Raw genomic sequence first — 24,514 nt, 5'->3', positions numbered from 1 at the left:
CTAATGTGCCCTCCGCTTCGCTCCGGGCGGGGTTGGGGGGGGGGGGGGTGGGGCTTTTTCTCCCTCCCCCCCCCCCCCCTCCTTCCCCCCCCCCCCCCCCCCCCTCTCCCCGGGCCCTCGTTCTTCAGATGTGTTGCCGGAAGGCAGGACTCAGAAGTCCATGCCGCCCATGCCGCCGGTCGGGTCGCCCGCGGGGGCGGCCTTCTCCGGCTTGTCGGCGACGACGGCCTCGGTGGTCAGGAACAGGGCCGCGATGGAGGCCGCGTTCTGCAGGGCCGAGCGGGTGACCTTGACCGGGTCGGCAACGCCGGCGGCCAGCAGGTCGACGTACTCGCCGGACTCGGCGTTCAGGCCGTGGCCCGCCGGGAGGTTCGAGACCTTCTCGGCGACAACGCCCGGCTCCAGGCCGGCGTTGAAGGCGATCTGCTTCAGCGGGGCGGACAGCGCGACGCGGACGATGTTCGCGCCGGTGGCCTCGTCACCCGACAGGGACAGGGCGTCCAGGGCCGGGGCGGCCTGCAGCAGCGCCACGCCACCACCGGCGACGATGCCCTCTTCGACGGCAGCCTTCGCGTTGCGGACGGCGTCCTCGATGCGGTGCTTGCGCTCCTTGAGCTCGACCTCGGTCGCGGCGCCGGCCTTGATCACGGCAACACCGCCGGCCAGCTTGGCCAGGCGCTCCTGCAGCTTCTCACGGTCGTAGTCCGAGTCCGAGTTCTCGATCTCGGTGCGGATCTGCGCGACACGGCCCTTGATGGCCTCCGGGTCGCCCGCGCCCTCGACGATGGTGGTCTCGTCCTTGGTGATGACGACCTTGCGGGCGGTGCCCAGCAGCTCCAGACCGGCGGTCTCCAGGGAGAGGCCGACCTCTTCGCTGATGACCTCGCCACCGGTCAGGATGGCGATGTCGGCCAGCATGGCCTTGCGGCGGTCACCGAAGCCCGGGGCCTTGACGGCGATGGACTTGAAGGTGCCACGGATCTTGTTGACGACCAGGGTCGACAGGGCCTCGCCCTCGACGTCCTCGGCGATGATCAGCAGCGGCTTGCCGGCCTGGATGACCTTCTCCAGCAGCGGCAGCAGGTCCTTGACGGTCGAGATCTTCGAGCCGACGAGCAGGATGTACGGGTCCTCGAGGACCGCTTCCTGACGCTCCGGGTCGGTCACGAAGTAACCGGAGATGTAGCCCTTGTCGAAGCGCATGCCCTCGGTCAGCTCCAGCTGGAGGCCGAAGGTGTTGCTCTCCTCGACGGTGATGACGCCTTCCTTGCCGACCTTGTCCATGGCCTCGGCGATCAGCTCACCGATGGACGAGTCGCCCGCCGAGATACCGGCGGTGGCAGCGATCTGCTCCTTGGTCTCGACCTCCTTGGCGGTGTCGAGCAGCTTGGCGGTGACGGCCTCGACGGCCTTCTCGATGCCGCGCTTCAGGCCGAGCGGGTTGGCGCCGGCGGCCACGTTGCGCAGGCCCTCACGGACCAGCGCCTGGGCCAGCACGGTGGCGGTGGTGGTGCCGTCACCCGCGACGTCGTCGGTCTTCTTCGCAACTTCCTTGACGAGCTCCGCGCCGATCTTCTCGTACGGGTCTTCGAGCTCGATTTCCTTGGCGATGGAGACACCGTCGTTGGTGATGGTGGGGGCGCCCCACTTCTTCTCCAGCACCACGTTGCGGCCCTTGGGGCCCAGGGTCACCTTGACAGCGTCGGCGAGGCTGTTCAGGCCACGCTCGAGTCCGCGGCGAGCCTCTTCGTCGTACGCAATTGTCTTGGCCATTGCGTTGAGATCCTCCAGATCAGGGGATTGGCATGATCTGGTCAGGTTCGGTGCCCGCGACGGACGACCCGGCTCATTTGGTCAAATACAGCCCGGTCTCACCGTTTCCGACCTAGCACTCGCAGGTGCGGAGTGCCAAATCCCTTTTTAGCACTCGCCCCAGTCGAGTGCAAGGTTGGGGAGATGGCCGCACGAGTCCTCTCGGCGGCCCGGATCCCACGAGGACTACGAGAAGTGGGAACGGTCGTCTACGCGCAGCAGCAGGGCGATCAGGGCGTCGGTACGACGTTCCTCCGGAGTCCGCGGCTCGCCGTGCTCGACGGTGACGAGCTCGGCATCCTGGAGGAGGAGTTCGGCTTCGATTCGCATGATGGCCCGGATGAACGGTGGTGCGACCTCTGGTGGGAGGTCTCCGTTCACGATGTAGCCGCCGTCCGGCGTGTCCTCGGTGGAGACATAACTGAGCGCGCGCAGCAGATCGGCGCGCTTTTCCCCCGCAACCAGGTCGGAACCCTCGTCGCCCGCCATTCCACAATCGTATCTGCCGCATCATGCACACCAGAGGACCCGGTGACGCGGGGATGATCGCGGGCCCTACATCACCAGGTCGGCAGCATGGTGGAGCGACACGCCGACTACTGCATGTCGGGGGCGGGTGCCGTGATGCCGGGCACCGGCAGCGAGCTCAGCAGGTCCGCGATATCGGCCTGCACCGAGTCCTTGTCCAGACCCAGGCCGGACAGGACGCCGGCGCCGTTCTCCTGGTCCAGCAGGGCGAGCAGCAGGTGCTCGGTGCCGATGTAGTTGTGACCCAGCCGCAAGGCCTCGCGGAAGGTCAGCTCGAGGGCCTTGCGGGCCTGCGCGTCGAACGGGATGAGCGCGGGCACCGGTTCGCCGGTGGCGGCGGGGAGGGCGGCCGTGGCCACCCGGCGGACGGCGTCGGCCGAGACACCCTTGGCCTCGATGACCTTCACCGCGAAGGATTCCGGCTCGGCCAGCAGGCCCAGGATCAGGTGTTCGGGACGGGTTTCGAGATTGCCCACGGCCCGGGCCTCCTCCTGGGCGGCCATCACCACGTGGCGGGCGCGCTGGGTGAAGCGGGCGAACCCGGCATTGGGGTCGAGGGCGGCGGCCTGGCCCGGGTCGGCGGGAGTCTTGGGGACGAAGCGCTTCTGAGCGGCCTGCTTGGTCACGCCCATGCTCTGGCCGATATCGGTCCAGGACGCGCCGGAGCGGCGGGCCTGGTCGACGAAGTGGCCGATCAGATGGTCGGCCACCTCGCCGATGTGGTTGCCGAGGACCACGGCGTCGGAGAGCTGTTCGAGGACGTCGTCGGGACGGGCCTTCTTGATGCCGTCGATCAGATCGTCGAGGCGGATAGAGTTCGTCATGCGTCAACTGTAGGTTGACCACACCGCAATGGTCAACCCTAAGTTGACGATAGTCGGGCGTGGGCTCAGAGCTTCGCCGCCCGGCCCACGGCCCGCACGATCTGCTCCTTGATCCATGCCGCCGTGCGACCGGTCAGCACCGTGCGGCCATTCGAGTCGTCGGCGTGCATGAACTGGACGACGCCGTCGCGACGACCCAGGCTGACGCAGGTCAGCACGAAACGGACCCGATAGGGCGCCGGCGTCTTCCCGCGCACCCGGGTGGCCACCGCCGCACCGATGTACTTGCCCGCGGGCTGCGCGGCCTGGCAGGACATCCGCGCCTCGCGGCCGTTGTGCCCGAGCATGACCGCGGCGTCACCGACCGCGTACACATCCGGGATGCCCTGCACCCGCAACTGCTCGTCGACCAGGACGCGGTCGCGCGCGTCCACCGGCAGGCCGGAGCGGGCCGCCACCTCCGGCACGGTGAAACCCGTTGTCCAGAGCACGGTTTCGGCGGCGATGCGCTCGCCGTCGACCAGCTCGAGTCCGGCCGCGGTCACCGCCGCCACCTTGGCGACGTGCACGCGGACGCCGAGGCGGTCCAGGACGGCGCGAATGTGCGCGGCCGCCTTGGGGATCAGCCAGCCTCCCGGTTCATCGGCGCTCACCAGCAGGACCTCGAGGTCGGGCCGGGATTCGGCGAGTTCGGTGGCGGTCTCGATGCCCGTGGGGCCGCCACCCACCACGGCGACCCGGCCGGTGAGCGCGGGGATCCGGCGCACATCCTCGGAAGTCGCCAGGGTGTGGGCGAATTCGGCGGCGCCGGGCACCATGCCGAGGTCGGCACGGCTGCCGAGGGCGTAGATCAGCGAGTCGTATTCGACGACTCCGCCGGAAGCCAGTTCGACGCGGCGGGCCGCGGTGTCGATACGTTCCGCGCGGCCGGCAATGAACTCGATGCCCTTGGCCTCCAGGGTCTTCCGCAGTTCCCAGCGCGGCACGTCCTGACCGGCGGTGACCTGATGCAGCCGCACCCGGTCGACGAATTCGGTGTGCAGGTCGATCACGGTGACCCGCGCGCCCTTCGCCTTCACCGCCTGCCGTGCCGCGGCCAGCCCCGCATAACCCGCGCCCAGTACGACGATTCGATGCTGCCCGGTCATCAGAGTGCTCCTCACCCGGCCCCCGCTCGGTGGCCGACACCCTCTAGACCGGACAGTCCCGCGATCCCTGACAGATTCCGGGTGTGTCCTGCGTCACCCGCGAATTCGCGGCGCGGAAATCGCCGCTATCCGGCGGTTTCGTCGGCGACTCGCTGCTCGGCACGCACGAGATAGGCCAGCTTGTCCGGGTTCACCACGAGCTGGAGCGAAGCAATCGAAGGGCCGTCGAAGTCGGCGGACACGGTACCCATCACGGTCCCCGCCAGCCGGGCCACGAACGCCGGCGCGGCATTGACCTCCTCGACCGAGAAGGTGAGACCCGGCATCTTGGTGAACAGACCCACCAGGTAGCGGGCCACGTTCGCGGCGCCGACGATGGGCCGCTTGGCCGCGTGGACCTTCGCGCCGCCATCGGCGACGGCGACGATATCGGCGGTGAACATGGCCTCGAGCGCGGCCAGATCACCGGATTGCGCTGCGCTGAGGAACTTTTCGACCAGTTCGCGCGCATGCGCCGGGGCGGGTTCGAAGCGCGGACGCTCCTCGTGCACGCGGTGGGTGGCGCGGCGGTACACCTGCTGTGCATTGGCCTCGGTGAGTTCGAGCATGTCGGCGATCTCGCGGTGTGCGTAGCCGAAGGCCTCGCGCAGGACGAAGACGGCGCGCTCGGTGGGGCTGAGCCGCTCCGCCAGCGTCAGGAAGGCGATCGACACCAGTTCGCGCTGTTCCGCCGATTCCAGCGGACCGAGTTCGCCGTGCCCGGTCGGGACCGGTTCGGGCAGCCAGGGGCCGACGTAGGTCTCGCGGCGGGCGCGGGCCGAATCCAGCCAGCTGCGGCAGAGGTTCACCAGGATGGTGGTCAACCAGGCCTCGGCGGAGCGGATTCCGGCGCGATCGGTGCCGTCCCAGCGCAGGTAGGTCTCCTGTACGGCATCCTCGGCCTCGGCAGCCGAGCCGAGCATCCGGTAGGCGAGCGCGAACAGGCGCGGCCGATGCCGTTCGAATTCGGCCAGCCCGTTCGCGTCCATCAGTGCCCCAGTTCTCGTCCTACGCAATCGTTTGAGGACGATACGCCTGTCGCCGCGGGCCACCACGGTGACCACCCGCCACCTGCCACCGGGGTGCGGTCCGCGCCCGCCGGGGAACCAACGGCCGCCCGACCGAGAATCGGCGCGAAACTACTTGGGCGCCACCCGGATCGCCACCGCGACCGGCGTATTCGCATACGTCGAGGCCAGGCAGGCCAGTTTGGCGGTACCCAGCGCCACGTTCGGGCTGCCGTCCAGGAACGACCCCGGATTGGCGGCCAGGACCTGGTCGATCACCTGCTTCTCGGCGTCCTCGGTGAGGTCGCGGAAGTCACCGCAGGTGGTCTGGGCGCCGGCGGGCGCGGCCGTCTTCTTGGCCGCGGTGGCGCTGGTGGGCGCCTCGGCGGGCGGTTCCACCGGGGCCGCGGCGGTAGTGGAAGCGCCCGCGCTGGTGGTTCTGGCCGCAGTGGTGGTCCCGGCCTGCTTCAGGCCGTTCGTATCACTGGATTTGTCCGAGCCACAACCGGCGAGAGTCAACGCCATCGCACCGGCGGCGAGGGCGACGATCGAAAGACGCTTCATACCCTGCTTTCCGAACTTTCCCGAGAGTGCCAGCACCGGACCGGCCCGGCGCTCGCAGCAGCGTACCCGCCCCCGGTGACTCCCGGTAGAAAAAGTTCCGGCCGGCGGCTTTCGTCAGTGCAGATGCTGCTGCCAGTCCGCGGGCACCCGGCCGCGCGGGCCGGGCACCGGCTGGTCCAGCGGATGCGCGTGCGGCGACGCGAGTTCCGGGCCGCCCTCGTACATCTCCTTGTTCTCGAAGTTGTAGTACCAGTCCTCACCCGGCTCGAAGCTCTGGATGAAGGGGTGCCCGGTGCTCTCGAAGTGCTTGGTGCCGTGCTGGTTCGGCGACATGTCGCAGCAGCCGATGTGCCCGCACTGCGCGCACCGGCGCAGGTGCACCCACCAGCCGCCGGCGGCATCGCATTCGACGCAACCGGATCCGCTGGGCGCGATGCTGGGGTCGATGCCTTCGATCTGTTCGGTCATCAGTTGCCTTCCGTCGTTTACTGCGCTGCTTCGAGAGTGGACTGCGCTGCGTCGGGAGCGGCTGCCTCGAGCGGCAGTCGGACGATGAAACGCGTATTCCCGGGCCCGGATTCGACCCGGATGTCGCCGTGGTGCTTGTTCACCACGATCCGGAACGAGATGTCCAGCCCGAGCCCGGTGCCCTCACCGACCGGTTTGGTGGTGAAGAACGGTTCGAAGATGCGGGTGCGGATCTCCTCCGGGATGCCCGGCCCGGTGTCGCCGATTTCCACTGCGGCGCAGTCGTTCTCACGATAGGTGCGGACGGTGAGGGTGCCGCGCCCGGACATGGCGGAGACCGCGTTGTCGATCAGATTGGTCCACACCTGGTTGAGCTCGGCGGCGTAGCACGGCACCGGCGGCAGCGCCGGATCGTATTCCTTGACCACCGCGATGTCGTCGCCGATCTTGCGGGCCAGCATGACCAGCGTGCTGTCCAGCAGTTCGTGCAGGTCCACCACCTGGAACGGGGCCCGGTCCATCTGCGAGTACTGCTTGGCCGCGTTCACCAGCGAGGAGATGCGGTTGGTCGAGTCGGTGATCTCGTTCATCAGCAGCTCGGTCTCGACCGTGTAGTTGAGCCAGCGCATGGCCGCCTCGAAAACATCGCCGCCACAACCGGACAGGGTGCCGTGCACCTTCTCCATCCAGTCGATGTCGAATCCGGCCTGCACGAAGTTCGGCGCGATGTCCCAGCCATTGGCGACGCCGTGGTCCTCGAGCCAGTCGCCCAGCTCGTCCTCGCGGTCGGCGGCCTCCAGCGGCGTCAGCGTCGGGGCCTTGGCGACCTGGGCGGCCGCCTCCTCCTGCAGCTGGGCCAGCGCCTCCAAGGTCTCGGAGTTGAACTTGCCGTGCGCCATCATCTTCAGCTTGTGCCGCATGCCCGCGACCCGCTCGCGCAGCGAGGAGGTGGCGCGCACCGCGGCGGCGGCCGGATTGTTCAGCTCGTGGGTGAGGCCCGCCGAGAGGGAACCCAGCGCCAGCAGCCGCTCCCGCTGGCCGATGCGCTCATTGGCATTGCGGTTGCCGAAGAAGACGCCCTCCAGCAGGTGCAGCGCCATCGGGAACCACTCCTGCATCATCTTCGCGAAGGTGCCGGCGTCCAGCACGAAGAACTTCGACGGCCGGGTCACGTAGAACGACGCGGTATAGGTCTGTTCGACCTTGTCGCCCATGTAGGCCGTCCACGCGCCCGAGTAGGAGCCGACGTGCTCGGTGCGGACGAGTTCGATCTCCTCGCCGCCCGACATCTTGGTCAGCCGCACCTCGCCGTCCATCAGGACGTAGAAGCAGGTGGCCGGGTCGCCCTCACGGAAAACCATTCCGGGCTCGAACATTTCGACCCGGCCGTCCTTGCACAGCCAGGCCAGCTGCTCGTCGTCGAGCTTCTCGAACAGGAACAGCTGCCGCAGTTCGTTCGGGTCGCAGATCAATCGGGTGTTGCCCATTCACCTACTCCTACTGTTTCGCGAGCCAGCGGTGCACCAGCATGACGGCCATGGCGCCCTCGCCGACCGCGGAGGCCACCCGCTTCGCCGATTCCGAGCGCACGTCGCCGGCCACGAACACGCCGGGCACGCTGGTCTCCAGATGCTGTGGGGGACGAGGGAGTTCCCAGCCTGCAGGCCGTTCGCCCTCGACCATGAGGTCCGGTCCGGCCAGCACATAGCCCTTGTCGTCGCGCTCGACGGTGCCTTCGAGCCAGTCGGTTTCCGGCGCCGCACCGATGAACAGGAACAAACGCTCCGCGTCCACCTTTTCTTCCGTGCCGGCCTCGTTATTGCGCAGCACGATCCATTCCAGGTGGTCGTCGCCATCGGCGGACACCACCTCGGTGCGGGTGTGCACCTTGATGTTCGGGATCTGCGCGATCTGCTGAATCAGGTAGTGCGACATGGACGCTTCCAGCGACGCCCCGCGCACCACAATGTGCACGGTCCGGGCCCGCCGGGACAGGAACACCGCCGCCTGGCCCGCCGAGTTCGCGCCACCGACGATGTAGACGTCCTTGTCGGCGCAGTCGCTGGCCTCGGTCATGGCCGAGCCGTAGTAGACGCCGCGGCCGGTGAATTCGTCCACGCCGGGGGCCGGGTGGTGGCGGTAGTTGACGCCGGTGGCGATGAGCACCGAGTGCGCCGCGACGCTGCCGCCGTCGGCGAACCGCACCACGCGCGCGGAACCGCAGGCCTCGAGGGCCACCACCTCCCGCGCGGTGATCAGCTCGGCCCCGAATTTCACGGCCTGCCGGCGGGCCCGGTCGGCCAGCTGCGCGCCGGAGAGGCCGTCGGGGAAGCCCAGGTAGTTCTCGATGCGGGAACTCTGCCCGGCCTGGCCGCCGGTGGCGGTGCGTTCCACCAGCACAGTGCGCAGACCCTCCGACGCGCCGTAAACCGCCGCGCCGAGACCGGCCGGGCCGCCGCCGACCACGATCAGGTCGTAGAAGTCGCTGGAGGCGTCGGTGTTCAGGCCCACGCCCTCGGCCAATTGCGCGTCGGTGGGCATGATCAGCACTTCGCCGCTGGGATTGATGATGACCGGACAATCGTCCTCGGTGGCATTGGCGGCGGTCAGCAGTCGCGCCCCCTCCGGCTCGTCCACCTGGTACCAGCGATACGGCAACTGGTTGCGCGCCAGGAACTCCCGCACCTCCGAGCAGCGGGCCGACCAGCGGTGGCCCACCACCTTGGTCTCGGTCACCGGCTTGTGCTCGTCCCCGCGCCAGGCCTCCAGCAGGGCGTCGACGACCGGGTAGAGCTTCTCCTCCGGCGGATCCCACGGCTTGAGCAGGTAGTGGTCCAGGTCGACCACATTGATGGCCTCGATGGCGGCATTGGTGTCCGCGTAGGCGGTCAGCAGCACGCGGCGCGCGTACGGGTGCAGGTCCATGGCCTGCTCGAGGAATTCGACGCCGTTCATCCCGGGCATCCGGTAGTCGGCGATCATCACCGCGACCGGCTGGCCGCGCAGTTTCATCTCGCGAAGGGCCTCGAGCGCATCGGCGCCGGACTCCGCCCGCAGAATCCGGTAGTCCGCCCCGTACCGGCGGCGCAGGTCCCGCACGACCGCGCGCGAGACGCCAGGATCGTCGTCGACGCTGAGGATGGCCGGCTTCGCGGCAGCTGGTGAAGTCACTTAACGAGTATGGGCTGACGAGGCAAGACCGCGAAGGCCAGACCGTGCCATGTTCGCGTCAGGCGGAACAGACCTGCGTCCTTGCTCGAACATCCTGGGCACACCGATTCAAATCCGGTGATGCTCAATGAAATCCATCTCGGTAGGGGTGAGCAATCGCTCGAATCGCTCTTCGAGGTCGCCGTTGGCCTTGCGGCGGAAGCGTTTCGTCGATTTGTCGAGCGTCGGGGACTCCGCATCGGTACCGGACTCTTCAGCGGGGAGAAGCGGGACCGTCTTGGTCTCGAGATGCAGGAGCGAACGCAGGTTCACGGCCGATCACCTCACGTTTCCCAATCGGAAAGCTGGTGGCAGTGTCTGTTGCTTCGTCTATCGACATTGTGCGCCGAGCATTACATTTCGGACATCAACACCCCCAGAATGTGATCTAGTTGATTTTCAACCGCGGAATGAACCGGCGGCACATGCTCATACGTGCAGGTGGGTGTGGTGATCCACACCACGGAGCCGAGGTGATCCACGCCACCCGAACTAGGATGCGTGGTACCGATCGTCACGTCCCCGGAGGCAACGTTGCCGAAAACTCTCGAAGCCAGCATCGATATCGCGGCAGCACCCGAGCAGGTCTGGAGCGTTGTCGCCGACCTCAAGCGCATTCCCGAGTTCAGCCCGCAGACCCTGCGCATGCAGCCGCTGGGCCGCGAAGTGCACACCGGCACCTGGACGGTGAACCTCAACAAGGCCAAGGGCTACATCTACCCGACCACTTCCCGGGTGGTGCGATTCGAGCCGAATCGCGCGATCGCCTTCCGCATGACCGAGAACCGGACCATCTGGAGCTACACCCTCGAGCCCACCGCCGACGGCGGCACCAAGCTGGTCCAGCGGCGCGACGTCCCCAGCGGCAAGCTGCCCCGGTGGCTGCAGTTCACCATCGACAACGTCTTCGGCGGTGAGCAGCCCTTCGAAGGCGCGCTCGAGGACGGCATGCAGGTGACCCTCGGGAAGATCAAGCAAACCGTGGAGCGCTGAGCGTAGGTTCGGCCTATGCGACGACTGACAGCGCTCTGCGCCGCCGCGGCCGGTATGGCGCTCGTGCTCACCGGCTGCGGCAGCTCCGACTCCTCGGGCGACCGCACGGTCACCGTCACCGGTACCGGAAAGGTCCAGGGCACACCGGATGTGCTCAATGCCGATCTGGGCACCGAGGTGAGCGCGGCCGATGTGTCCGCGGCCGTGAACCAGGCCGGCGACAAGGCCAAGGCGATCACCGACGCCATGGTCACGGCCGGGGCCAAGCGCGAGGACATCAAGACCAGCGACATGTCCGTGCAGCCCACCTACGGCACCGACGGCCACAACATCACCGGCTATCGCGCCACCAACACCATGCACGTGGCCGTGCGAGACCTGCCGAAGGCCTCGGGCATCCTGTCGGCGGCGGTGCAGGCGGGCGGCAACGACACCCGCATCAACTCGGTGGCCTTCGGGCTGGAGGACAACACCAAGCTGCTGTCCGACGCCCGCGCGCGAGCCTTCGACGACGCCAAGAGCCGCGCCGAGCAGTACGCGGGCCTGTCCGGGCTGAAACTGAAGACGGTCAAGACCATCAGCGAAAACGGCAGCGGCGCAACGCCGACGCCGATGTACCGGGACACCGCCCCGGGCGCCGCACCCAACATCAACCTCGAACCGGGCCAGCAGACGGTCACATTCACCGTGACCGTCGCCTGGGATATGGGATAGCTCGTCCTCTGCGCGCCGCCGGGTGGCGGCGCGCAGAGTCGCTCACTTCCAGTTCGGCAGCTGGGCCACCTGCGCCGCCCAGGACAACCCCGCACCGAAGGCGATGAGCAGTGCGGTGCCGCCGGGTTTGGCGTCGCCCGCGCGCATCATGGCCTCCATGGCCAGCGGGATCGAAGCCGCCGAGGTATTGCCGGTCTCCTCGATGTCATTGGCCAGGGCGCACCGCTCGGGGAGCTTCAGTACCCGCGCCATGATCTCGATGATGCGACCGTTGGCCTGATGCGGGACCATCGCGTCGAGATCGTCCGTGGTCAGGCCCGCCCGCTCGATGGCCTCGCGGCACACCTGCTCCAAAGAGTGTGCGGCCCAGCGGAAGACAGCTGTTCCTTCCATGGCGAGGTAGGGCCGGACAGCATCGAGGCCCTTCTCGTCGATCTCGTCGAAGAACTGAAGCCAGTCCTTGTCCTGGCGGATGGCGTGGTGCTGGGTGCCGTCCGATCCCCAGACGGTCGGGCCGATGCCCGGTTCGCTGGAGGGGCCGATCACCACCGCGCCGGCGCCGTCGGCGAAGAGGAAGGCGGTGCCGCGATCCCTCGGGTTGACCGTGTCCGTCAGCTTTTCCACGCCGATGACCAGCACGTGCCGGGCGGTGCCGCCCTTCACCAGATCCGATGCCATGGCGACCCCGTGGCAGAAGCCGGCGCAACCGGCCGAGACATCGAAGGCGGCCACATTGTTCAGACCGAGCGCAGTGGCGATCTGCGGGCCCGCGGCGGGCGTGAGCAGTAGCCAGGTGGACGTTGCGACGATGACGCAATCGATCTGATCCGCGTCGATCTCCGCTGCTTCGATGGCGTCGCGGGCAGCCGCGGCGCTCATGCTGACGATCGTCTCCTCGCGAGAGGCGAAGCGTCTGTTGCGGATGCCGGAACGTGTCCGGATCCACTCGTCACTGGAATCTATCGGCCCCGCCACCTCGTCATTGGTGACGATTCGCTCGGGCCGGTACACACCGAGCCCGAGCATGGCCGTGTGCTCTGCCCCGTTGATCGAAGCAATTCGAGCAGACATTGGTTCTCTCCTATGTACTGCGTACCGCGCGTCGAACGTGACCTTCATCGGGTTCCTCACCCCCCGCGGACCCACAATGCCGCAGACATGAGGCTCCCTCATCTTAATCGCGATAGCCTCTCATGCCAGTGCTTCCCATCACAATCGAGGGGTCATTGCCGGGTGGCGCACCTCCGGTCCGGGAGGCCGGCCGCGGGTGTTCGGTCACCGAGAACGCGAGCGTCGAACCCACTTCACGTATCGTGTGATCGCGGTCCCTGACCGCATCTACCCGCGCATGAAAGAGGAGCCTGTGGCCCGCCGACCCACCCCGCCCGGCACTCCGGAACAGACCGGCCTCGGCCACGTCGCCGACCTGGTCCGCAAAGCCGTTCCGCCGCTGCATCCGGCAGGTCTGCCGTTCGTGGCCGCACCGCTGGCGGTGGCCACCCTCGGCTATCGGCGGAAGTGGCTGCGCCGCACCGGTTTGCTGGCGGCCGCGGCCTGCGCCGGATTCTTCCGGCACCCGCACCGGGTGCCGCCGAACCGCCCCGGCGTCGTGGTGGCCCCCGCCGACGGCGAGGTCGCCCTGGTAGACACCGCGGTGCCGCCGGCCGAACTCGGCCTGGGTGACGCCCCGCTGCCGCGGGTGAGCATCTTCCTGTCGGTGCTGGACGTGCACGTGCAGCGGGTGCCGGTGAGTGGCCTGGTGGAACAGGTCGCCTACCAGAAGGGCAAGTTCGTCTCCGCCGACCTGCCCGAGGCCAGCGACCGCAACGAGCGCAACAGCATCGTCATCGAGACCGCCTCCGGGCAGCGCGTGGTGGTGGTGCAGATCGCGGGGCTGCTGGCGCGCCGCATCATCTGCGAGGCCGAGACCGGCGACAAGCTGAACATCGGTGACACCTACGGCCTGATCCGGTTCGGTTCGCGCGTGGATACCTACTTCCCGGCCGGGACCAGGCTGCTGGTCACCCCGGGGCAGCGCACCGTCGGTGCGGAAACGGTGCTGGCCGAACTGGATTCATGATGGAACAACTCGCGCCCGCACCGAACGGGCGTCGCCGTAACCGCACCATCCGACTGCTGCCGAGCATGGTGACCATTCTGGGACTGTGCTCGGGCCTGTCCGCGGTGAAGTTCGGCATGGAGGGCAAGCTGGGGATCGCGCTGGCGCTGGTCGGCGCGGCCGCGGTCTTCGACATGCTGGACGGGCGCATCGCCCGCATGCTGGACGCCACCACCAAGATGGGCGCGGAGCTGGATTCACTGTCGGACGCCATCGCGTTCGGCGTCACGCCCGCCCTGGTGCTGTACGTGACCTTCCTGCACGCCGACAGCATCGGCTGGATCCTGGCGCTGATGTTCGCGGTCTGCATGGTGTTGCGGCTGGCCCGCTTCAACACGCTGATGGACGACGACAACCGCCCGGATTGGCAGCGTGAGTACTTCACCGGCGTGCCCGCCCCGGCGGGCGCGCTCATCGTGCTGACGCCCATCGCGCTGTCCGAGCAGTTCGGCGACGGCTGGTGGGTGAGCTTCCCGGTGGTGGCGGTGTGGACGGTGCTGACCGGCCTGCTGTGCGTGAGCACGCTGCCCACCCTGGCCGTCAAGTCGGTGTCGGTGGCCCCGCGCTCCGCGCCCATCCTGCTGGTGCTGGTCGCGCTGGCCGCCGCGCTGCTGGTCACCTACCCGCTCATCCTGATGATGGCGCTGGTCGTGCTGTACCTCGGCCACATCCCGTTCGCGGTGCACTCCGCGCGCTGGGTGGCGGCCCGGCCCGAGACCTGGAACCACAAGCCCGCCGAGCGCCGCGCCCAGCGCAAGGCGCAGCGCCGCCAGCGCCCGCTGGCCGGGCGGGTGCCGCGGGTGTCGGTGTCCACGGCACGGCTGCGCCTGCGCCGCCCGGGTCAGCGCGACCGGGTGTCGAACCGCCCCGGGCGCTGAAACCAACGGCCGGGCCGCAATTCGCCGACGCTACCGTCGGCGGCCGGCCGGCCCGGGCAGAATTGACGGCGTGACCGACGCACAGCCGGGTTTCCAGTTCACCGCTCGCCTGAACACCTCCCCCGCCGACGATCGGCGGGGGGTGGTCCGGTTGCATCCGGACTCGCTGGCGCTGCTGGGCGTGAATCCGTGGGACGTGATCTCGATCGCCGGCGGCAGACAGACCTCGGCGTTGGTGGCGACGCCGGTGAAAGGCAAACCCGTCGGGCGCGGCGAGGCGCTGCTCGACGAGGTGACGATGTCGAACGCGCACATCTCGGCGGGCTCGAAACTGACCATCGCGAAGGTGATTCCGCGCCGGGCCACCCGGATTTCGGTCACGGGCTCGCCGGACGTCATGCGCGCCATCGACGAGACGACACTGCGGCAAGCCCTGCAGGGCAAGGTGGTGTCGATCCAGGACGCCGTCTCGCTGCGACCGATGGATCTCAAACCCGGGGCCAGCCGATCCGGTGTGGCCCAGCAGCTTTCGAGAGCCCTCAATATCGCCTGGACCTCGGAGCTGCTGCGGGTGACGGCCGTCGATCCGCAGCCCGGCCCGGTGGTCGTCAGTACCAACAGCGCGGTGGGCTGGGGTTTCGGCGTCGCCGAGACGGACCTCCCGACGGCTCCCCTGGACGACACGGATACCCGCACCGACCTGCGGGTCAGCGCTCCGGCATCACCACCGCCGTCGGTGGTGGCGGTGGCCGATCTGGCCGGGGTCCAGGCCCAGGCCGCGAAGCTGCGGGAGTGGCTGAGCCTGGCGCTGGACGAGCCCGACCTGCTGAAGAAACTCGGAGCGTCCTCGCATCTGGGGGTCCTGATCACCGGTCCGGCGGGCGTCGGGAAGGCGACGCTCGCGCGGGCCGTGACGGGATCGCGGCGGCTGGTGGAGCTGGACGGTCCGGCGGTCGGTGCGACCGACATCGGGCCCAGGCTGCGCGACGTGTCCGACAAGGTGGCCGAAATCTGTTCCGGCGCAGGCGGAGTGCTGCTGATCACCGATATCGACGCGCTGCTGCCGACGCCGGCCGAACCGGTGGCCACGCTGATTCTCGACCAGTTGCGCGCCGCCGTGGCGCAGGAGACGGTCGCGGTGCTGGCCACGACGTCGAATAGGGCGGGTATCGACCCGCGGCTGCGTGCTCCGGAGCTGTGCGATCGGGAGGTGTCGCTGCCGCTGCCCACCTCCGGGGTGCGCGCGGCGCTGCTGGAGCAACTGCTGCGCAATGTCCCGACCGATGGGCTGAAGCTCGATGAGATTTCCTCGCGGACACCGGGTTTCGTCGCGGCGGACCTGACAGCGCTGGTACGGGAGGCGGCCCTGCGGGCGGCCGCGCGGGCCAGTCGCGAGCAATCGGATCCAATGCTGCTGCAGGAGGATCTGGCCGGAGCGCTGGAGGTGATCCGTCCGCTGTCGCGTTCCGGGTCCGAGGAACTGGCCATCGGCAGTCTGAGCCTCGCCGACGTCGGGGACATGGCAGAGACCAAGCAGTCCCTCACCGAGGCCGTGCTATGGCCGCTGAAGCATCCGGATTCGTTCCAGCGGCTGGGTATCGAGCCACCGCGCGGAGTGCTGCTGTACGGGCCGCCGGGGTGCGGCAAGACCTTCCTGGTGCGGGCGCTGGCGGGATCGGGGCAGGTGAGTGTACACGCCGTGAAGGGCGCGGAGCTGATGGACAAGTGGGTCGGCTCCTCGGAGCGGGCGGTGCGCGAATTGTTCCAGCGCGCACGGGATTCCGCGCCGTCGCTGATCTTCCTGGACGAGGTGGACGCGCTGGCGCCGCGGCGTGGGCAGTCCAGCGATTCGGGCGTCTCGGATCGTATTGTCGCCGCGCTCCTGACCGAACTGGACGGTGTGGAGCCGCTGCGGGATGTGGTCGTGATCGGCGCGACGAACCGGCCCGAACTCATCGATCCGGCCCTGACCCGTCCCGGGCGCCTGGAGCGCCTGGTGTTCGTGCCGCCGCCGGATGCCGATGCCCGCGCCGAAATCCTGGGCACCGCCGCCAAATCCGTGCCGCTGGCCAAGGACGTCAATCTGCGGCGGCTGGCGCGTGAGCTGGAGGGCTACTCGGCGGCGGATTGCTCGGCGCTGCTGCGCGAGGCGGCGCTCGCCGCCATGCGCCGCGATGTCGAGGCCGGCGAGGTGACGGCCGCGGATGTGGGGGCCGCGCGCAAGGCGGTGCGGCCCTCGCTGGATACGGTCCAGGTAGAGGCCCTGCGGCTGTATGCCGCCCAGCGCGAATCGTCGACTCCGCCCGGCGACGTGTCCGGCTACGTCTGAACGCTCCCAACCAGGGCATATGAGACCGATTAGTCTGCTGTGCCAATGGTTTCGCGGCGCGTTCGCCATGCGTGCCGGTAGCGCGCCGAATCTGTACAAAGTAGGCGAGTCGTACCAATCGGTCCGCCTATCACCGGTAATTTTGCGCTGGTGAGGTCGCATCAGGTAGCCGCGGAGACGATCACGGCGCTGGTCGCAGCAACGGTTGCCGGCCTGGCGCTGGCCCTGCCCATCGACTTCGGCTGGACCTCGGAGACGTCGGCCCTGCAGCGGGACCTGCTGACCTACACCCTGCCCCGCGCCGTATCGGCGGGCGCGCTCATCGCCATGATCGCGGCGGTGCTCATCACCACGCTGGGCAGCCCCGTGGCGGCGTGGGCGACCACGCTGGGCGGGCTGCTGGTGCTGCTGGCCAATCACGTGTTCGGCCATGCCGGCGAACCGAATTCGTCGCTGCCCACCATGAACTTCATCGATTCCCTGGCCGGCGGCCTGATCCTGGGCGCGCTGGGAGCGGCGGTGCTGCACCGTCGGCTACCCGCCTTCGGCTGGACCCTGGGCGTTCTGATCAGCCTGCTGCTCGGTTCGGTGAATCCGGTGTCGCGGATCGGCGGCGGCATCGACGCGACGGCGAGCGATCACTGGCACGCCGGCGATGTGCTGCCCATCTGGATGCTCCTGCTCGCGCTGGTCCTGGTCGGCTTCGGGTTCCTGACCCATCGAAAGCGCGAGGTGGAGGAACGGCTCTCGGCGGAGCTGCCGCTGGCCCCGATCCTCGCGGGCGTGGTGCTGGTGCTGGTGACGCTGTTCAGTGCGGAATGGCTGGCCCGGCACGGCGACAGCCATGCGGGCATCGTCCTCGCGGTGGCGACCGCGGTGGGGACCGCCATTGTCGCGGCCATGCTGTTGCCGGGCCGGGACGGCGAGATCGTGCTGCTGGCGGTGGGCCTGGGAGCGGTGGGTTCGGCGACCGTGGCGGCCGAGATGCCGGCCTGGTCGATCCCGCTGCTGGCGGCGGTGTCGGCGGTCGGCATGTGGGTGGGCAGCAGGGGCGGGGGTCCTGCGGTCTCCCTGGCCGCGGGCATGGCGCTCGGGGTGCTCACGGCGTTCACGGCCGATTCGACCCGGGCCTGGCTGATCGTGGGCAGTGCGGCGGCCGTGTCCTGGCTCATCGGTTTCGCCCTGCTGTCCACGCGGCCGCGCTATGTGCCGAGCCGGGTGCTGGGCACCCTGGTGCTGTTCGTCCCGTCGGCGGTGCTGGGCATGCGCGACTATGTGTCGCGCGGCCACTACGCCACGCAATCCGCCGACAGCCCGTCGATGTGCGCGGTGAGCTCCAGCAGCACCGTGGCCCCGGGCTGGACGTCGGCGCTGGTGGCCGGGGGCTGTCTGGCCGGGATCTACCTGCTGCGGCGCAGTCGCCCCCGGATCCCGGCGACGATCGACACCGCGCCCGAATCTCCGAACGACGCGGCCACCTCCGGCTGACCGTGGTGTGACCGGCGAGCGGTCAGGCGCGCACCGCGGATTCGAGCTCCGGGGCCGTGGTCACGGCGTCGCCGAACCAGGTGCGGTAGAAGGCCGTCACATAACCCGCCAGCAGGCCGAGCACGACGATGCCCGCGGGCACCGGATGTTCGGCGAAGCCGGTCGACAGGTACCGGTAGGACAGCAGTAGCCCGGCGAAGAGCGCGGCGCCGGCCGACACCAGCTGCACGCGGGTGCGATCCCAGCCGCGTTCCGGTGCGCGCAGGGCGGATTCGATGGTCAGGCACAGCACCGCGCCCGCCACCAGATCCGCGCCGTAGTGGTAGCCGAAGCCCAGGGTGGCCGACAGGGTGGCGACGAGCCAGAAGCTCCCGCCCCAGCGCAGCCAGACCGGCGCGGGCGCACCCGTGAAGGGGTCGCGGCGCGAGTGGATGAAGATCGACAGCGCCCACGCGGTGTGCAATGACGGCATGCAGTTGCGCGGGGTGTAGTGGTCGAAGGCGATCGAACCCGGCGAGAGGTCCGCCGGCGGCACGACATTCGGCCAGTAGCTACCCAGGGAGAAGACGTGCCCGTCCGCGCCGAACGCGAACATCGGCCCGACGACGGGGAATGCGACATAGAAGACCGGGCCGATGAGGCCGAGCACCAGGAAGGTGCGCACCAGGTAGTGCTTGGGCCAGTCCCCCGTCGTGACCACATTGCGCAGCTGCCAGATGGTCACGATCATCGCGCCGACGGGCAGTTCGATGTAGACCCAGTGCAGCACGGCGGAGGCGATGGGTCCCAGCCAGTCCAGCAGCTGCCCCATCAGCCAGGAGGGGTCGCCCAGGGCGTGGTCCACCAGCACGATGTGTTCGTCGAGCACCCGGGGCCCGGCCAGCACGGTGATGCCCAGCCAGACGTCGGCGACCTTGCTGGACAGCACCAGCAGGATGCCGAGCGCGGCGGCGTGCAGCGCATTGGTGCGGTCCTTGCCCTGCCACTTCCAGCAGGCGAGCCCGATGAGGGCGAGCAGCACGAGAACAGGGCCGTTGCCCATCGCCAGTGGTCCACCGGACAGCGTCCGAATCGCTTGGTACACAAGGTCGATGCCGAGCGCCGCGCCGACCGCCAGGAACCGCCGCCGCCAGCTCAGTCCGATGAGCGCGAGCCCGAGCCCGGCCCACGGCACGGTGAAGGATTTGGCATCACCCGCGAAGTCGGCCCAGATGCTTTCCAGCGGGCCGGTGAAGTGGTGGTGCGAGGCCACGATCTGCAGGACGATGAGCAGCGCCGCCCCCACCGACAGCGCGGCAGTCAGGCCGGCGCGCGGCGACAGCATCCGTAACCCGGTTCGGCGTGCCTCGCCGCCGATTCGGGAGTACGGATCGTCGAGCAGCATCCAGCCATAGTAAACGCCGCATGAACGCCAGCTCTGTGAGTAGTTGAACGCCGCCCATCTCACCAGATGAACAGGCCCCGGTCAGCGCGGCATCGCTCCTGGCCACGCGTACACCGTACGTAGACGGTCGTAATCGAAATCACAACCGTGCAAGACGGTTCCGCGGTGCGCGAGTTCGTGGACCTCAGTACTCGAGTTCGCGGACCAGCGAATCGACGACCGCGACCAGATCGCCCTGCGCGGTCGCGGCCACCCGGCGCTGACGCTGATAGGACGCGCCCTTCTTCGGGATGTCGGCGACCATGGCGAGCTCGTTCTCGCAGCCGAGGCTCTTGGCGGTCGGCTCCAGCCGGTTGAGCAGTTCCATCAGGTCGTCGGTGACCAGTCGCTCATTGCTGTCGGCGTCGGTGATGACGATGGCGTCGAGCCCGTATCGCGCTGCGCGCCACTTGTTTTCCTGCACATGCCAGGGCGGCAGGATGGCCGGCATGGTCTCGCCGGATTCCACCCGGCGGTCGAGATCCACCACCAGGCAGTGGATCAGCGCCACGATGGCCGCCAGTTCGGCCTTGGTGGGGGTGCCGTCGCAGACGCGGACCTCGATGGTGCCCCACTTGGGCGCGGGCCGAATGTCCCAGTGCATGCCGCCGAGTTGTTCGATCACACCGGTTTTCATCTGGTCGTGCACGAAACCCTCGAACTGGTCCCAGTTCTCGAACTGGAAGGGCAGTCCGGCCGTGGGCAGCTGCTGGAACATGAGCGCCCGGTTGCTGGCGTATCCGGTGTCGACGCCCGCCCACATGGGCGAGGAGGCCGACAGCGCCAGCAGGTGCGGATAGGACGGCAGCAGCCCGTTCAGGATGGGGAAGACCTTGTCCGGGTGGGAGATTCCGACGTGCACGTGCACGCCCCAGATGAGCATCTGGCGGCCCCACCACTGGGTGCGCTCGATGAGTTCGTCGTAATGCGCACTGCGCGTGAGCTGTTGGGTGGACCACTGCGCGAAGGGATGGGTGCCGGCGCAGAACAGGTCGACGCCGACCTGGTCGGCGGCGCGGCGCACGGTGTCCTGGGTGGCCCGCAGTTCGTCGACCACCTCGCTCACGGTGTCGTGCTTACCGGAGACGAGTTCGACGGTGTTCTTCAGCAGTTCCTTGGTGATCTGCGGGGTGCCGTCCCAGGCGCGCAGATCACCGCAGGCTTCGAAAACCGCTGCGGCGGTGTTGGACAGGTCGCGCGTGTGCTTGTCGACGAGCGCGACCTCCCATTCCACGCCGAGCGTGTGCCGGGGCGATGAGTTGAAGGGGACCTTCGTTCTGCCTGCCCCGGCCATGGCTCACCTCGAGAGGGTTCAGGCGACGACGCCGCAGGCGACCCGTGCACCCGCGTCGCCGGTCGCGAGGGTGTCCGCATCCGGTGCGGGCGCGTACCGGGTGGGAATGTTGCCGAAGTTGTCGGCGCCGGCGTGGATGATCAGCGCCTTGCCCTTGACCTCGTCCAGGGTGAAGGCGTCGGTGGTGGTGACCAGCTTGGCGGTGCCGTCCTTGAGCACCTCGAGCGAGGTCAGGTCGCCGCTGGCCGGGTGGGTGCTCTGGTCGCCGACCTGCAGGTGGCCACCGGCGGAGAGGAAGTCGCCGGGCGCGCCGCCCGCGGGTGCGGTGGAGTTGGGCTCGCACTTGCCGACCGAGTGGACGTGCAGGCCGTGGAAGCCGGGCTTCAGCCCGTGCGCCTCGACGGTGATCTGGAGGTGGTTGCCCACCTTCGCGATGGTGGCGGTCCCGACGGTGCCGCCGCTGGGGTCCTTCAGCGTGACGCTGGACGAATCCTCCGGAGCATTGCCGCCCTCGGTCCCCTGCGTGCCGGCGGGGGCCTGCGAGCTGGTGAACACCGGCGGGGTCGTCCCCTTGACGTCGCTCGACTCTTGGCTGTTGGAGCAGGCGGTGAGGCCGAGGGCTGCGACCGCGAGCACCGGAGCAACAGTCCACCAGGACGGGCGACGAGTTGTGGACGAGGCCATCGGGGAACTCCTTTACGAGTCCGAGTTTATCGGGAAAGCAGGGTGGACATACTTCGTACCGGACAAGATGATGCCAGAGACGTGCCTGTGTGCCGTGGAGGGGCCGGACGGTTTCTTTCGAGCGACCCGACAGTGCCTTACCAACTGCGATTCAGTGCCTTGTCAACAGCGATTCAGTGCCTCTGTCAACAGCGATTCAGTTACCGGTGACGATGACGATGACGCCGGTGGGCGAGTCCGAGATTCCGGGGAATCGGGGTTCGGCCGAGCAGCCCAGTTGCGCGGCGATGGCCTGGGCCAGCGCCTGCTCCTTGGGCGAACTGCCGTAGTACACAGTGGTTTTCGGAATGACGCCGTTCGCGTAGTTGCCCACCTCGGTGACGTTGTACCCGTCGGAGGTGAGCTGGTCGCCGGTCTTCTTGGCCAGGCCGGGCACGGTGCCGTTGTTGTAAACCCGTACGGGAAGGGTCTTGTCGACGCCCGCGGCCGCGGTGGTGGTCGCGGTAGTGGTCGTGGGCAGCGCCGCCGTGGTGGTGGGCGCGACCGGTGGGGTGGTGGTGGCCTGGGCCGAATTCTGCTGTGCCGCAGTGGTGGTGGCCGCGGCGGTGCTCGACTGCGAGGTCGAGTCGGCGCTGCTGCTCGAGGAGTCCGAACTCGACAGCGACATCGCGCCCAGCCCGGCGAACACGATGGCCAGCGCGATCAGGACCATCGCCAGGGCCCGCAGCGGCGGGCCGCCGGCCGACGAATTCGGGTTGCTCACGGCGTCGAGCCTAATGGGTGATGGGGCGCCCGCGCGGGATCAAGCGCGTACGCACGCGGTGCTGGAGGCTGGTTCACATTCCGGGCGGGGTTCACACCTGGAAACCGAGACGGCGTGCGGCCCTGGTCTTCTGGCGGCTGGCGCGCAGCCGGCGCAGGCGTTTGACCAGCATGGGGTCGGCGGCCAGCGCCTCCGGCTTGTCGACGACCGCGTTCAGGACCTGGTAGTAGCGGGTGGGTGAGAGGTCGAAGAGCTCACGGATGGCTTCTTCTTTCGCACCGGCGTACTTCCACCACTTGCGCTCGAAGTCGAGAATGTCGAGCTCGCGGCGGGAAAGCCCGTGTGCGCCATCCTCGCCGGAAGGGCCGTCCTCGCTTGCGGGGATGTCGCGTGCCGCTGCGCTGTCCATAGTGCTCCCTCGCCGAGTGGTCACCAGACGAATATGGTGCTTTGTGCGTCGCCGATCATTCAACCACGCGGCGGAGTCGTCCCGATGCGTACCGATCGGCGTGTTCTGTGCGCCCGCCCGGCGTGTCGCCGTGGACCGGGTCCGTCCAGTGTGCGAGGTCAGTCTGCCCTACGACAGCGGCAACAGGCACCTCGAGCAGCCCGGCAACCACACAGTAGGCTGCTCAGCATGGCTATTCTCCCGATTCGCATTGTCGGCGACCCGGTTCTGCACCGCGCGACCACTCCGGTCACGCAGACCCCGGAGGAGCTGGCCGAGCTGATCGCGGACATGTACGAGACCATGGACGCCGCCAATGGCGTGGGTCTGGCCGCCAATCAGGTCATCATCAAGGACGAGGACGAGGTCTCGCCGCGCATCTTCGTCTACGACTGCCCGGATGACACCGACGGCGCGAAGATGGTCCGCCGCCGCGGCTGCGTCGTGAATCCCGTGCTGCAGACCTCGGAGATCCCGGAATCCATGCCGGATCCCGATGATGACGAGGAGGGCTGCCTGTCGGTGCCCGGCGAGCAGTTCCCCACCGGACGCGCCGACTGGGCGAAGGTCACCGGCACCGACGAGCACGGCGAACCGGTCGAGATCGAGGGCCGCGGCTTCTTCGCCCGCATGCTGCAGCACGAGACCGGACACCTGGACGGCTTCCTCTACGTCGACGTGCTGATCGGGCGCAATGCCCGGGCCGCCAAGAAGTCCATCAAGCGAAACGGCTGGGGCAAGCCGGGTTTGAGCTGGGTACCGGGCACCGTGCCGGATCCCTTCGGACACGACGACGACGATCTCGACGACTGATCGGGTATGACCGATTCCGAACTCCCGCCGATCGGTAAGCGGGTGGTGGTTCGCTACCGCCTGCCCGCGGGCTATCCGCAACCGCTGACGGATGTGATCGGTGAACTCACCGAGACCGATCCGCTGACCGTGCGCACCGCCGACGGCCAGGTGGTGTCGATCGCCTGGGATCGGGTGGTGGCCTGGAAACCGCTCGGGCCCAGGCCCATTCGGACCAGCGAGATCCGCGCGCTGGAGGCGGCCGCGGCCGACGGCTGGCCGGGCCTGCGGCGGTCCTGGATCGGCGGCTGGCTGCTGCGCGCCGGGGACGGGTACACCAATCGCGCGAATTCCGCGGTGCCGCTGGGCGGTACGGACGGACCCGCCCTGATGGACACCGAGACCCTGCATCGGATCGCCGAGTGGTACACCGCGCACGGCCTGCCCGCACAGTTCCAGCTGCCCGACCGGCTGGCCACCGTGCCCGCGGACTGGCGCAGCTGGAACGAAACCCAGGTGCTGGCGGTCGATATCGAGACCATGGCGCTGCCGTCCGGACCGCCGATGGTGCGCTTCACCGCGGATCCGGACGGGGCCTGGCTGTCCATGCACCGGCATCGCGGCGGGGACGCCGAACTCGGGTCGACCCCGGTGGTGGAGGTGCTGACGGCGGTGCGCGACGGTCAGGTCGCCTTCGCCACGCTGGGTTTGCAGTCGCCGCTGGCCATCGGCCGGGTCGCGGTCACCACCGCCCCGGACGGCCGCTGCTGGGCGGGGCTGACCTGCGTCACGGTGGCGAACGGGCATCGGCGGCACGGGCTGGGCGCGCTGGTGTGCGCGGAGATGATCCGCTGGGGGCAGTCACACGGGGCCACGCACGCGTACGTGCAGGTGTCGGACGAGAATGACGCGGCGCTGGCGCTGTACCAGGAGATGGGGTTCGTCGAACACCACCGCTACCGGTACGCCGCGCCCTGATTGCGTGCCAC

The 24,514-nt window shown here is 68.7% G+C and carries 24 protein-coding genes; 8 read left to right on the top strand and 16 right to left on the bottom strand.

All coding sequences use genetic code 11. From position 1 onward, the window contains the following. Positions 1 to 150: 150 nt before the first annotated feature. From groL to ACFXN1_RS31780, 10 genes are all read right to left on the bottom strand, one after another. The gene (groL, locus tag ACFXN1_RS31825) at positions 151 to 1,773 is read right to left on the bottom strand and encodes a chaperonin GroEL (RefSeq protein ID WP_354843619.1); all 1,623 of its coding nucleotides are present in this window, start codon (positions 1,771 to 1,773) and stop codon (positions 151 to 153) included. A 225-nt stretch (positions 1,774 to 1,998) separates the two neighbouring features. After that, complete coding sequence (locus tag ACFXN1_RS31820) at positions 1,999 to 2,301, bottom strand: hypothetical protein (protein WP_071343351.1); 303 nt, start codon at positions 2,299 to 2,301, stop codon at positions 1,999 to 2,001. Between the two features lie 107 nt (positions 2,302 to 2,408). Beyond that, positions 2,409 to 3,164, bottom strand: a complete 756-nt coding sequence (locus ACFXN1_RS31815) for a Clp protease N-terminal domain-containing protein (RefSeq protein WP_379438225.1) — start codon at positions 3,162 to 3,164, stop codon at positions 2,409 to 2,411. 65 nt (positions 3,165 to 3,229) lie between these two features. Beyond that, on the bottom strand, positions 3,230 to 4,312 hold the full coding sequence (locus ACFXN1_RS31810; RefSeq protein WP_379438227.1) for an NAD(P)/FAD-dependent oxidoreductase: 1,083 nt from the start codon (positions 4,310 to 4,312) through the stop codon (positions 3,230 to 3,232). 125 nt (positions 4,313 to 4,437) lie between these two features. Then, complete coding sequence (locus ACFXN1_RS31805; protein WP_379438229.1) at positions 4,438 to 5,340, bottom strand: RNA polymerase sigma-70 factor; 903 nt, start codon at positions 5,338 to 5,340, stop codon at positions 4,438 to 4,440. A 150-nt stretch (positions 5,341 to 5,490) separates the two neighbouring features. Further along, entirely contained in the window at positions 5,491 to 5,922 is a 432-nt protein-coding gene (locus ACFXN1_RS31800; protein WP_379401318.1) for a hypothetical protein, read from the bottom strand. Positions 5,923 to 6,036: 114 nt separating this feature from the next. Further along, positions 6,037 to 6,390 (bottom strand): UBP-type zinc finger domain-containing protein, encoded by a 354-nt coding sequence (locus tag ACFXN1_RS31795; RefSeq protein ID WP_379438230.1) that lies wholly within the window; start codon positions 6,388 to 6,390, stop codon positions 6,037 to 6,039. Positions 6,391 to 6,407: 17 nt separating this feature from the next. Further along, positions 6,408 to 7,877, bottom strand: a complete 1,470-nt coding sequence (locus ACFXN1_RS31790; protein ID WP_379438232.1) for an ATP-binding protein — start codon at positions 7,875 to 7,877, stop codon at positions 6,408 to 6,410. Positions 7,878 to 7,887: 10 nt separating this feature from the next. After that, positions 7,888 to 9,561, bottom strand: coding sequence for an FAD-dependent oxidoreductase (locus ACFXN1_RS31785; protein WP_379438233.1), 1,674 nt, complete (start codon positions 9,559 to 9,561; stop codon positions 7,888 to 7,890). A 108-nt stretch (positions 9,562 to 9,669) separates the two neighbouring features. Beyond that, on the bottom strand, positions 9,670 to 9,873 hold the full coding sequence (locus ACFXN1_RS31780) for a hypothetical protein (protein ID WP_379401315.1): 204 nt from the start codon (positions 9,871 to 9,873) through the stop codon (positions 9,670 to 9,672). Between the two features lie 261 nt (positions 9,874 to 10,134). Here ACFXN1_RS31780 and ACFXN1_RS31775 point away from each other — a divergent pair, with 261 nt between their 5' ends. Both ACFXN1_RS31775 and ACFXN1_RS31770 read left to right on the top strand, forming a co-directional pair. Then, positions 10,135 to 10,593, top strand: coding sequence for an SRPBCC family protein (locus tag ACFXN1_RS31775; RefSeq protein ID WP_379438235.1), 459 nt, complete (start codon positions 10,135 to 10,137; stop codon positions 10,591 to 10,593). A gap of 15 nt (positions 10,594 to 10,608) precedes the next feature. Continuing rightward, positions 10,609 to 11,307, top strand: a complete 699-nt coding sequence (locus tag ACFXN1_RS31770) for an SIMPL domain-containing protein (RefSeq protein WP_379438237.1) — start codon at positions 10,609 to 10,611, stop codon at positions 11,305 to 11,307. Positions 11,308 to 11,349: 42 nt separating this feature from the next. Here the strand turns inward: ACFXN1_RS31770 and ACFXN1_RS31765 are convergent, their stop codons facing one another. Further along, positions 11,350 to 12,378 (bottom strand): beta-ketoacyl-ACP synthase III, encoded by a 1,029-nt coding sequence (locus ACFXN1_RS31765; RefSeq protein WP_379438238.1) that lies wholly within the window; start codon positions 12,376 to 12,378, stop codon positions 11,350 to 11,352. Between the two features lie 292 nt (positions 12,379 to 12,670). On the opposite strand from ACFXN1_RS31765, the gene ACFXN1_RS31760 reads away from it, so the two are divergent. The 4 genes from ACFXN1_RS31760 (at position 12,671) to ACFXN1_RS31745 (ending at position 18,121) form a co-directional block, all read left to right on the top strand. Beyond that, entirely contained in the window at positions 12,671 to 13,387 is a 717-nt protein-coding gene (locus ACFXN1_RS31760; protein WP_379401333.1) for a phosphatidylserine decarboxylase, read from the top strand. Next, complete coding sequence (gene pssA / locus ACFXN1_RS31755) at positions 13,384 to 14,304, top strand: CDP-diacylglycerol--serine O-phosphatidyltransferase (protein ID WP_379401311.1); 921 nt, start codon at positions 13,384 to 13,386, stop codon at positions 14,302 to 14,304. The genes ACFXN1_RS31760 and pssA overlap by 4 nt, the downstream gene beginning before the upstream one ends. A gap of 70 nt (positions 14,305 to 14,374) precedes the next feature. Beyond that, entirely contained in the window at positions 14,375 to 16,633 is a 2,259-nt protein-coding gene (locus ACFXN1_RS31750; protein ID WP_379438239.1) for an AAA family ATPase, read from the top strand. A gap of 150 nt (positions 16,634 to 16,783) precedes the next feature. Next, the gene (locus ACFXN1_RS31745; RefSeq protein WP_379438240.1) at positions 16,784 to 18,121 is read left to right on the top strand and encodes a hypothetical protein; all 1,338 of its coding nucleotides are present in this window, start codon (positions 16,784 to 16,786) and stop codon (positions 18,119 to 18,121) included. Between the two features lie 22 nt (positions 18,122 to 18,143). Here the strand turns inward: ACFXN1_RS31745 and ACFXN1_RS31740 are convergent, their stop codons facing one another. The 5 genes from ACFXN1_RS31740 to ACFXN1_RS31720 form a co-directional block, all read right to left on the bottom strand. Further along, complete coding sequence (locus ACFXN1_RS31740) at positions 18,144 to 19,505, bottom strand: DUF5933 domain-containing protein (protein ID WP_379438241.1); 1,362 nt, start codon at positions 19,503 to 19,505, stop codon at positions 18,144 to 18,146. Positions 19,506 to 19,689: 184 nt separating this feature from the next. Beyond that, positions 19,690 to 20,838, bottom strand: a complete 1,149-nt coding sequence (locus ACFXN1_RS31735; protein ID WP_379401307.1) for a glutamate--cysteine ligase — start codon at positions 20,836 to 20,838, stop codon at positions 19,690 to 19,692. Between the two features lie 18 nt (positions 20,839 to 20,856). After that, positions 20,857 to 21,522 carry a superoxide dismutase family protein gene (locus ACFXN1_RS31730; protein ID WP_379388572.1) on the bottom strand — a complete coding sequence of 222 codons (666 nt, stop codon included), beginning with the start codon at positions 21,520 to 21,522 and terminating at the stop codon, positions 20,857 to 20,859. A gap of 196 nt (positions 21,523 to 21,718) precedes the next feature. Then, positions 21,719 to 22,285, bottom strand: coding sequence for a LytR C-terminal domain-containing protein (locus ACFXN1_RS31725; RefSeq protein ID WP_379438242.1), 567 nt, complete (start codon positions 22,283 to 22,285; stop codon positions 21,719 to 21,721). A 91-nt stretch (positions 22,286 to 22,376) separates the two neighbouring features. Next, the gene (locus tag ACFXN1_RS31720; protein ID WP_364619725.1) at positions 22,377 to 22,694 is read right to left on the bottom strand and encodes a DUF3263 domain-containing protein; all 318 of its coding nucleotides are present in this window, start codon (positions 22,692 to 22,694) and stop codon (positions 22,377 to 22,379) included. Between the two features lie 228 nt (positions 22,695 to 22,922). Here ACFXN1_RS31720 and ACFXN1_RS31715 point away from each other — a divergent pair, with 228 nt between their 5' ends. Beyond that, a complete protein-coding gene (locus ACFXN1_RS31715) occupies positions 22,923 to 23,546 on the top strand; it encodes a peptide deformylase (RefSeq protein WP_379401305.1) in 624 nt (207 codons plus the stop codon). Between the two features lie 6 nt (positions 23,547 to 23,552). Continuing rightward, positions 23,553 to 24,503, top strand: coding sequence for a GNAT family N-acetyltransferase (locus ACFXN1_RS31710; protein WP_379401304.1), 951 nt, complete (start codon positions 23,553 to 23,555; stop codon positions 24,501 to 24,503). Positions 24,504 to 24,514 lie beyond the last annotated feature (11 nt).

The sequence above is a fragment of the Nocardia sp. NPDC059154 genome, from assembly GCF_042755705.1.
In the GTDB taxonomy this organism is placed as follows: Bacteria; Actinomycetota; Actinomycetes; order Mycobacteriales; family Mycobacteriaceae; genus Nocardia.
The sequence above is the reverse complement of the archived record's forward strand: the minus strand, read 5'-3'. Positions and strand labels throughout refer to the sequence as shown.